The organism is Microcystis sp. M53602_WE12, assembly GCF_030065455.1.
In the GTDB taxonomy this organism is placed as follows: domain Bacteria; phylum Cyanobacteriota; class Cyanobacteriia; order Cyanobacteriales; family Microcystaceae; genus Microcystis; species Microcystis aeruginosa.
Genome location: NZ_JASJFB010000254.1, coordinates 1 through 9,564, shown reverse-complemented (window position 1 = coordinate 9,564; position 9,564 = coordinate 1). Strand labels below are relative to the sequence as shown.

The 9,564-nt window shown below is 43.3% G+C and carries 7 protein-coding genes and 2 pseudogenes; 4 read left to right on the top strand and 5 right to left on the bottom strand.

The window, feature by feature from the left end; genetic code table 11:
- Positions 1-646 precede the first annotated feature (646 nt).
- On the top strand, positions 647-1,609 hold the full coding sequence (locus tag PX482_RS09430; RefSeq protein ID WP_002759735.1) for a protochlorophyllide reductase: 963 nt from the start codon (positions 647-649) through the stop codon (positions 1,607-1,609).
- Between the two features lie 232 nt (positions 1,610-1,841).
- Here the strand turns inward: PX482_RS09430 and gltS are convergent, their stop codons facing one another.
- Together gltS and dnaK are read right to left on the bottom strand one after the other, a co-directional pair.
- Positions 1,842-3,050, bottom strand: a complete 1,209-nt coding sequence (gene gltS / locus PX482_RS09425; protein ID WP_002759736.1) for a sodium/glutamate symporter — start codon at positions 3,048-3,050, stop codon at positions 1,842-1,844.
- A gap of 138 nt (positions 3,051-3,188) precedes the next feature.
- Positions 3,189-5,093 carry a molecular chaperone DnaK gene (gene dnaK, locus PX482_RS09420; RefSeq protein ID WP_288122360.1) on the bottom strand — a complete coding sequence of 635 codons (1,905 nt, stop codon included), beginning with the start codon at positions 5,091-5,093 and terminating at the stop codon, positions 3,189-3,191.
- Positions 5,094-5,259: 166 nt separating this feature from the next.
- Here dnaK and PX482_RS09415 point away from each other — a divergent pair, with 166 nt between their 5' ends.
- Positions 5,260-5,403, top strand: a complete 144-nt coding sequence (locus PX482_RS09415; protein ID WP_170863954.1) for a hypothetical protein — start codon at positions 5,260-5,262, stop codon at positions 5,401-5,403.
- Positions 5,404-5,750: 347 nt separating this feature from the next.
- Here PX482_RS09415 and PX482_RS09410 read toward each other — a convergent pair whose 3' ends face one another.
- A complete protein-coding gene (locus tag PX482_RS09410) occupies positions 5,751-6,725 on the bottom strand; it encodes a hypothetical protein (protein ID WP_002759741.1) in 975 nt (324 codons plus the stop codon).
- Positions 6,726-7,093: 368 nt separating this feature from the next.
- Between PX482_RS09410 and PX482_RS09405 the strand changes: the two genes are divergently transcribed.
- Positions 7,094-8,275: an RtcB family protein gene (locus PX482_RS09405; protein ID WP_002759743.1), complete on the top strand. Its 1,182-nt coding sequence runs from the start codon at positions 7,094-7,096 to the stop codon at positions 8,273-8,275.
- A gap of 81 nt (positions 8,276-8,356) precedes the next feature.
- Positions 8,357-8,968 carry a 4Fe-4S single cluster domain-containing protein gene (locus PX482_RS09400; RefSeq protein WP_002759744.1) on the top strand — a complete coding sequence of 204 codons (612 nt, stop codon included), beginning with the start codon at positions 8,357-8,359 and terminating at the stop codon, positions 8,966-8,968.
- A gap of 148 nt (positions 8,969-9,116) precedes the next feature.
- On the opposite strand, the pseudogene PX482_RS09395 reads toward PX482_RS09400, so the two are convergent.
- Both PX482_RS09395 and PX482_RS09390 read right to left on the bottom strand, forming a co-directional pair.
- Positions 9,117-9,353 (bottom strand): annotated as a pseudogene (locus PX482_RS09395) (YebC/PmpR family DNA-binding transcriptional regulator); the annotation flags it as partial.
- Between the two features lie 6 nt (positions 9,354-9,359).
- A pseudogene (locus tag PX482_RS09390) lies at positions 9,360-9,564 on the bottom strand (zinc ribbon domain-containing protein); the annotation flags it as partial.

The following is a 9,564-nucleotide window of genomic DNA, read 5'->3' as shown; positions in this document are numbered from 1 at the left end:
ATCTTTCCGAAAGTCCTTGACTTGTTTTAGTTTTTCTATTAAGCTCAACATATCTTTCAAAAGTTCGCGTTCACTTCTCATTTTACCTGACAGTGATCGCTTTTACTTTTGATATTCTGATGGGAGAATGAAACAGCCCTAGGGGCAAGGGGGGGGTACAAAGTTTGCTTGAATTGAAACGTTAGCTTCAAATACTGCTTTGTCTATTTCCCGTAAAGATTTTACATCACGAGCAGGGGGAAACTAGAACTATTGAGTAGAACCCCATATCTTTAATTGTCAAGGTGCAGATAGCGTAGTGGTTAGACTACATGGGTTTTTAAAGCGGTTGATTACCCTATCCGCTCTACTTACATGGTAGCTATTTGGCCTGAGTAGGTCAAGACCCTTACAAGAAGAAGTTATTCGAGATTTTGTCAGGAGACTGGACGCTTATTTTTAATCGTGCTTCGTGTCACTGAGCCTTTACGTTGAGCCTTTACATTGAGCCTGTCGAAATGTGTCGAAGTGCTGTTTTATATTGGCGCTTGGTTTCATCCCGTCGCTTTTAGGGACGGGATGAAACCCCGACATTTGAGATAAAATTTATAATCGGAATCCCTTGGATATTCCCTAGACCAGAGCGATTAACGAAAACTATCAAAAAATGGTACAAGATCAAAAACCCACGGTGATCATTACTGGGACAACTTCTGGAGTCGGTCTCTACGCCGCTAAATCCCTTGCTCAAAGAGGTTGGTTTGTGGTTATGGCCTGTCGGGATATCCCGAAAATGGAACAGGCGGCCAAGGAATTGAACATTCCCCGGGATAACTACTGTATGGAATTTATCGACCTCGGTTCCCTCGATAGCGTCCGGCGCTTCGTTAAAAATTTCCGGGCCTTGGGCAGACCCCTAACCGCTTTAGTCTGCAATGCCGCTATCTATCTGCCTTTGCTCAAAGAACCCTTAAGAAGTCCCGACGGTTATGAATTGAGCATGGCCACCAATCATTTAGGTCATTTCCTGTTGTCAAATTTGCTCTTGGAAGATCTAAAAAATTCTCCCTCTCCCGACCGCCGTTTAGTCATTCTCGGCACTGTCACCCATAATCCCGATGAATTAGGCGGTAAAATTCCTCCTCGTCCCGATTTGGGCGATTTGGACGGGTTTGCCAAGGGTTTCAAAGAGCCGATTACTATGGCCGACGGCAAAAAATTTGAATCGGTCAAAGCCTACAAAGATAGTAAGGTGTGTAATGTTCTCACCATGCGGGAACTGCACAAACGCTATCACCAATCGACCGGAATCACTTTTACTTCCCTCTATCCGGGTTGTGTGGCCGATACACCCCTTTTCCGCAACCATTACCCCTTTTTCCAGCAGTTTTTCCCCTGGTTCCAGAAAAATATCACCGGTGGCTATGTTTCCCAAGAATTAGCCGGGGAAAGAGTCGCTATGGTGGTTGCTGACCCCGAATACCGTCAATCCGGTGCTTACTGGAGTTGGGGCAATCGTCAGAAAAAAGAGGGTAAATCCTTTGTTCAAAGGGTTTCTCCTCAAGCTCGCGACGATGAAAGAGGGGCAAAAATGTGGGAATACAGCGCTAAATTAGTCGGATTGGCCTAATTTCCGATTTTGAGCCTGAAAAAGGACACAAGGTAACTTGTGTCCTGCCGAAGCGGGGAGCGCCGGAGCAGCAAGAAACAATCCATAACTGGGTTTTTAAAGTTCGATTAGCAGTTAATCATATTATTAAAAACGGATTTGGTATTATTCCGATTTTACTGCAAGCTTTGGCCAATCTTGACGGAAAAGATTAGTCAACTTTCCTCAAAAATTACTTGATCGATAAAAATTTTTAAGTCAGAAAATTCAAAAATTGCTGGATGATAAAAGCATTAGACAAATCGATAAAAAATGCCCCCACCAAAGGAACAATAATAAATGCCTGGGGAGAAGCCCCAAAATGTTCCGTCACCGCGGTCATATTGGCGATAGCTGTGGGAGTTGCCCCTAGAGTTAAACCCAAATAACCGGCGCAAACTACTGAAGCATGATAGTTTTTTCCCATTACGGGAAAGACCAGTAAAACAGTATAAATAATACTGAGTGAGAACTGCACTAATAACAGGATAGCAATCGGTCCGGCCAAATCGATCAATGTCCATAATTGTAAACTCATCAAGGACATAGATAGGAATAAACCGAGACTAACATCAGAAATTAAGGCTAAAGAGGGCGTATTAGCGGGCCAAGGAAAGCGTTTCAACACCAAAGGTACGGTATTAGTCAGGATAATTCCTGCCAATAAACAGGGGACAAAATCCGGTAATTTTAAACCAAGGGGAGTTGCCCAGTAGTTAATCTGATTACCTAAACCGATAGTTAAACCAATCACTAAGATTGAATGGAGCATTGTATTGTAATCGATATTGACATTCCTCTGGCTTTGTTTAATTCCCACCGTTAAATCTTGGTCTTGATTATTGGCTCGCAGTCGATTTCTCGTAATTAACCATTTAGCCACCGGTCCGCCAATAATTCCCCCTAAAACTAGCCCAAAAGTAGCACTAGCTACACCGATTTCTGATGCTTTGGCGATGCCATAATTATCACGAAAAATAGAAGCCCAAGCAATGGCAGTCCCGTGACCGCCACTCAAAGAAACGGAACCAGCAATCAAACCGATGGGTAAATCTAATCCCATCACTTTTGCCACTCCTAACCCGGCTAAATTTTGTAGAATGAGATAAACCACGGCGGTTATTAATAAAATTAGCAAGGGTTTACCCCCTTGCAGCAGGGTTTTTAGTTTTGAGGACAGTCCGATAGTAGTAAAAAAAACGATTAACAGGGCATCCCGAACATTAAGGGTAAATTCAATTTGCCATTTAAAAACAGCAAAAAATAGACCGAAAAATAAGGAAGCTAAGACACCACCAGCAACGGCATCAGGAATGTTATAATCTTGTAGAAATTTGATATTTTTGGTTAAATACTTACCGAGATAGAGGACTAGAATAGCCATAATAATTGTCTGGCGTTGGCTAAATTGGTAAATTTCCATTTTCTTAATCTTAGTCCTCCAAGATGGTTCACTTAAGTTTAGTCCTAATTTTCGGTGACAGCCTTATCTTTAAGAAAGCCGCAAGGAAAAAAGGACACAAGGTAGCTTGTGTCCTTGCCGAAGCTATGAACTTAATTTTTATTTAGCGTCGGAGAATTCCGCATCGATGACATCATCGCCACCACCAGCACCACCAGAGGGGCCATTGCCATCATTGCCACCGGTGGGATTACTAGGGGCCCCTTGCTGATACATACTGCTACCGATCGCGTAGAGGGCTTGTTGTAATTCCGGTAGGATGGTTTTGATCTTACCATCGTCGTCTTGAGCGATCGCTTCTTTCAGATCTTTAATCAATGCCTGGGCTTTATTTTTCTCGGATGGGGGAACCTTATCGCCCAACTCGGCTAACTGCTTCTCAGCTTGATAAACGAGGGAATCAGCTTGATTTTTGCGTTCAATGTGTTCACGACGTTCCTTATCGACCGAGGCGTTCGATTCTGCCTCATTAACCATGCGTTCCACTTCATTTTGGGGCAAGGTAGAAGCGCCGGTGATGCTGATCGATTGTTCTTTTCCTGTACCTTTATCCTTAGCGGTGACATTTAAAATACCGTTAGCATCGATGTCGAAGACCACTTCGATTTGAGGCACACCACGAGGAGCGGGAGGGATACCATCGAGTCGGAAAGTTCCCAAACTCTTGTTATCTTTGGCCATTTCCCGTTCCCCTTGCAGGACGTGGATTTCCACGTTAGTTTGTCCATCTACTGCCGTGGAGAAAACTTCCGATTTTTTGGTGGGAATAGTGGTGTTGCGGGGAATAATCCGCGTCATCACACCGCCGAGGGTTTCCACACCCAAAGACAAGGGCGAAACATCAAGCAGAAGAATATCTTTGACTTCACCGGCGAGAACACCACCTTGAATAGCGGCGCCGACGGCTACCACTTCATCGGGGTTAACGCTTTGGTTAGGATCTTTGCCCAGAACTTTTTTAACTAATTCTTGAACGGCGGGAATCCGGGTTGAACCACCGACGAGAACCACTTCATCGAGGGCAGATTTATCGATTTTGGCATCACGGATGGCATTTTCGACGGGAATGCGACAGCGATCGATTAAATCGGCGCAAATTTCCTCAAATTTAGCTCTGGTTAAAGTGGTATCTAGGTGTTTTGGTCCTTCGGCGGTAGCGGTGATGAAGGGCAGGTTAATTTCCGCTTGGGTAACGCTAGAAAGTTCAATTTTGGCTTTTTCTGCCGCTTCTGTGAGACGTTGCAGGGCTTGTTTATCTTGACGGAGATCTATTCCTTCAACTTTTTTGAATTCTCCGGCTAAATAATCGACGATTTTTTTATCGAAGTCATCACCACCGAGATGAGTATCTCCAGAGGTAGCGAGAACTTCAAAGACACCATCACCCACTTCTAGAACCGATACGTCAAAGGTTCCCCCACCCAAGTCAAAAACGAGAATAGTTTCGTTAGCTTTTTTGTCTAATCCGTAGGCAAGAGAGGCGGCAGTGGGTTCGTTGATAATGCGGAGAACTTCAACCCCAGCAATTCTCCCGGCATCTTTGGTGGCTTGACGTTGGGAGTCATTAAAATAAGCGGGTACGGTGATGACTGCTTGGGTAACGGTTTCGCCGAGGTATTTACTGGCATCTTCCACCAGTTTCCGCAGTACCTGGGCGGAAATTTCTTCGGGGGAGAATTGTTTGCCCTGGGCGGGACAGTCTAATTTAACGTTGCCGTTGCCGTCTTGGAGAGTTTTGTAGGATACTTCTGTGGCTTCGTTGGTAACTTCGTTGAATTTCCTGCCGATGAAGCGTTTGACGGAATAAAAAGTATTTTGCGGGTTCATTACCGCTTGACGTTTGGCGATTTGTCCTACTAGGCGATCGCCACTTTTGGCGTAGGCGACGACTGAGGGCGTGGTTCTAAATCCTTCGGCGTTGGCGATAACGGTGGGTTTACCCCCTTCCATAACCGCGACGCAGGAGTTAGTCGTCCCTAAGTCAATTCCAACTACTTTTCCCATAATCTTTGTGCTGCTCCGATACAACTATAGTGACTTCTAGAATCGGAACTGTACTCGGTTTTTAGGCGATACCCACCCCTATCAGTTCCTTCGTTATCTCTATAGTGCAAAATAACCCCGCTTTCTTGATAGTGTAGGTATCCGAACCTTTTTGGTAGTATTGCTAATGTCAGTTCGGGATCAAAGAGTTAGTGGTGAAGGAAAGGAGTCAGAAGTGAGACAAACTCTTAGTTCTTACCACTCCATGCTCGCTCTCCTTGGTTTCCCTGGAGTGGTGGTGGAAATCCCTCACTTCCTCTCTTTTAAGTAGAAAATATGAATCTCAGACATCAAGATCATTACCAGAGTTCAGAAATTTACCGCACTTTACGGCTCTTCTCGACTTTGTGTGATAATTTTTGCTTATGGAATCGTGAAATGCTTATCGGGCAAGACTTTTAGGGCTATTTTGCGGAAGAAAGTATCAGTATAGACCTCGTTTCCACACAGAAACCAGAAGAGCCACTTTACTTTATTAATAACTGAAAGATCGTGCTAAGTAGGGAGGCACAATTATTTGTAGGATGGGTTAGCGGTAGCCTAACATGAGCGGGCGTTGGGTTTCATGCTTCAACCCAACCTACGTTCATCTTATATTTAATTCCACCCACCTACTTATTAATATAAGATTATGTAATCATGAGTAAAAACAATTGTTCCTGTGCGTATTCCATTTATTTCTTGAATATAAGTATCGGTGTCATATCGTTTAAATCTGCTATCTTGAAAACTGTTAATTAACCCAGGAAAATCCTCTAATTCAGAGGCACTAATTAATCTATTTCCGTAAAGAAGATCACCAGAAAAAACCCTAAAGGTAGAAGAACGGGTTTCCTCGGAAAATAAACTGCTACAGTTAGGTTGTAAATAGATGTAGATGTAGGCCAAACGCATATCTACAGAAGGCACAAATTCTAAGCCCAAATCAAAATAGCATAGAGTAGGTGGATTAAAAACAGATAAAATAGATTCCCGATAATTATCAGGCTTTCCAAAACTTCTCAACTGAATAAGATGACTACCAGTATTGACTCCCCCTCCTCTTAAATTGTTAAGAGAACATTGTTGAAAGTCAAGAAAGGTTTTAGTTATCGTTCTTTGCCAACTATTAATAATGACTAGAGAATTTCCCCAATACCTATACTGTTCTGGTCGGCGATCGATCTCGATACCAATAGGATCATCCGATTGACGGGGTTCTACCATGCGATAATAGTAAGTGTAGTTGCTAAATTTTACTCTTCGCGGCCCTGGAAGATCATTAACAAAGTTTTTCTGATCTACTTGCCGGCCAAATTCACAAACACTTTGATAATCTTTTATAGTAAACATTGGTAAAAGAATATCTGGTGGCGGCAGTTTGATTTCATCATCAGACCAACGACCTGTAAAAATCCAGGCGGCTGCCCGCTCAGAAACTACCCAAGCAAGACCTCTATATACAGGAATATTGTCAATACTCATTGTTAATAAATAAATCTGATCATTTATTTTGTAACAATTATCCCCAAAACTCTCAAGGATTGTGGCATCGATCTCAGCTAAAGGTTTGCCAAATGGAAGTGCGAGTAAATCAGTAAGATTGCTCATCATTGAATTTTTTGACTAAGTTACTGTTTCTGTTATACGCTATTTAGATGCTGAACAGCTTACTGTTTACCGATCACAGCAAAAAAGCTCCCCAATGCCTGCTCTTTCTGGGAACTTGTTGATAACACGAATGTAGTATATAATGTAATATAGGTAATAAGCTGTACTGCATTTAAACTGCGTCTTGACAATTTTAGTACAAATGCTCAGAACTCTGGTGCAGTCTGAACGAGTAATTTAGATAGTCAACAGCTTATCCTCTGGCGCTAAAACACGATCACTGATAACAATTTATCTAATTCATCGCAGAATCTAAATTGCCTTATTGTCTTGGTTACATCGGCTTTTTACCTGATTATTTCCTAAAAACTATGGCTTACGAAACTCTGGATATTTCCACACCGACACCGATTTTATCTTGGGCGGGGCATGAATTAGGACCCCAAGAAACCCAAATGGCCAAAAATGTCGCTTCCCTACCTTTTGTTTATAAACACATTTCTTTAATGCCCGATGTTCACTTGGGTAAAGGCGCTTTAGTCGGTTCGGTGATTGCCACCAAAGATGCCGTAATTCCTGCCGCCGTCGGAGTCGATATCGGTTGCGGCATGGCTGCCCTAAAAATGCCTTTTACTGGCGAACAATTGCAGGGAAAACTTAAAAAAATTCGCCTCGATGTGGAGGCGAATATTCCCGTCGGTTTTGCTGAAAATAAAGAAGTGGATCGGGAAGTAACTAAATGGCCAAAATGGGCTGAATTTAAACAGATTCATCGAGGCGTGCAGAACCTAGAGAAAAAAGCCCTTAAACAAATGGGTTCTCTGGGGGGTGGTAATCACTTTATCGAAATTTGTTTAGATACAGACAATCAAGTTTGGTTAATGCTCCATTCCGGTTCTAGAGGTATTGGTAATCAACTGGCCCAATGTCATATTGATACGGCCAAAGAGTTAGCAAAACTAGCAGAATGTAAATTACCTGACCTCGATCTGGCCTACTTTGTCGCCGGTACAGAAGAATTTACCGCCTACTGGCACGATCTACAATGGGCCCAGGAATATGCCCGTTATAATCGGGAAATTATGATGGCTAGATTTAAACGGATTGTTGAAAAACATCTAGCGGGAGGCAAACCAACTAAACCCCTCTTAGTGGTTAATTGTCATCACAATTATGCCGAACAAGAAATTCATTTTGGGGAGGAAGTTTATGTCACCCGCAAAGGAGCCGTCCGCGCCAGAGAAACCGATTATGGTATTATCCCCGGTTCCATGGGAGCGCAATCTTATATTGTCAAAGGCAAAGGAGAACATAATAGCTTCTGTTCCTGTTCCCACGGGGCCGGGCGCTTGATGTCGAGAAATCTGGCTAAAAAAACCTTTACTCTTGATGATTTAATCGCCCAAACCGAAGGGGTTGAATGCCGCAAAGATGAGGGCGTTATTGATGAGATTCCGGGGGCCTATAAACCGATCCAACAGGTGATGAATCAACAGGCGGATCTAGTGGAAATTGTCGCCACTCTCAAGCAGGTGATGTGTGTCAAAGGTTAACAAATCATGGCAACAGCGATCGATTTTTGTCGTTTTTTCCCTAGCATGAAAAAGATAGGAATCGATCGAGGATTATAAGCGATGAGTCTGACTATTGCTGCCCAATTAGCGCAAATTCCCGCCCATCATCTCAATATCATGGGCTATGTGGATGAATCCGCCGTTAACGGCCCCGGCTGTCGGGCGGTGGTCTGGGTACAGGGTTGTTCTCGCGAGTGTCGGGGTTGTTTTAATCCAGCTTCCTGGCCCTTTAAGATCAATCAATTAATTACTGTTGAGTCTCTAGCTGCCAAAATTTTGGCTAATCCCCGCAATAGTGGCCTAACTTTCTCCGGAGGTGAACCTTTTTGGCAAGCAAAAGCCTTGACAGAATTAGCTAAATATGTTAAGGAAAAAGGCTTAAATGTGATGTCCTTCACGGGATTTACGATCGAACAATTGCGCTCAACCCAAGCACCGCCCCACTCTCAAGAATTATTGGCCCAGTTAGATATTTTGGTGGATGGGGCCTATGTGGAATCCCTCGCTATTCATTCCCCCGATTCTCCCGTTTCTTCTAGCAATCAACGGATTCACGTCCTCAATCCCGCTCTGGAAGATCAGATTAATTGGGCATCGGATCAAGTGGAAATTCATATTCTCAAAGACGGAACCCGAATTTTTACGGGATTTTGGGGACAGATTATTTCTTGATTGGGCCCAGAATCAGTAATCAGTGATCAGTAAACAGTAATCAGTGATCAGTGATCAGTAATCAAGATTATCCAACTACTTACTCTCACTTCATACCGCTCACTGAGAACTCAAATCTGATCAGTGATCACTGCCTAGTAATTTAGGATCACAGATCCACTAACATCAATTCCTCGACTAAATCAAAATTAGCCGTTACCGATTGCACATCATCGAGGGATTCTAGGGTGTCGATTAACTTCAATAAAAAACAGGCCTGGTCTCGATCGCTCACTTCTAGGGTATTAGTGGGAATCCAGCGTAATTCTGCTTCTTTGACCTTAAATCCCGCTTCTTGCAGAACCTTATTCAATCTCTCCAGGTTAGACACCTCATTGACATACTCCCACCGTCAAGCTACGCTGTGACGGGGGATTCTTTCCACATCGCTGTTAGAAATTCCTTGTTCAACGAGACAGCTTAGATTCTCAATGTCTCCACTGAAAATCCAGAGACCGGACTCTCCCAAGGCGTTTGGGTCGGTTTCTGTTTGCCCAACAGTACCGTTGAGATGATTTCCCAAATATTGTAACCCTTTTTTAAGAATATTTATTGCT

Excerpts from the sequence above, each read along its gene's own strand:
- PX482_RS09430 (WP_002759735.1), top strand. The coding sequence starts at position 647 with ATGGTACAAGATCAAAAACCCACGGTGATCATTACTGGGACAACTTCT.
- gltS (WP_002759736.1), bottom strand. The coding sequence starts at position 3,050 with ATGGAAATTTACCAATTTAGCCAACGCCAGACAATTATTATGGCTATT.
- dnaK (WP_288122360.1), bottom strand. The coding sequence starts at position 5,093 with ATGGGAAAAGTAGTTGGAATTGACTTAGGGACGACTAACTCCTGCGTC.
- PX482_RS09415 (WP_170863954.1), top strand. The coding sequence starts at position 5,260 with ATGTCAGTTCGGGATCAAAGAGTTAGTGGTGAAGGAAAGGAGTCAGAA.
- PX482_RS09410 (WP_002759741.1), bottom strand. The coding sequence starts at position 6,725 with ATGATGAGCAATCTTACTGATTTACTCGCACTTCCATTTGGCAAACCT.
- PX482_RS09405 (WP_002759743.1), top strand. The coding sequence starts at position 7,094 with ATGGCTTACGAAACTCTGGATATTTCCACACCGACACCGATTTTATCT.
- PX482_RS09400 (WP_002759744.1), top strand. The coding sequence starts at position 8,357 with ATGAGTCTGACTATTGCTGCCCAATTAGCGCAAATTCCCGCCCATCAT.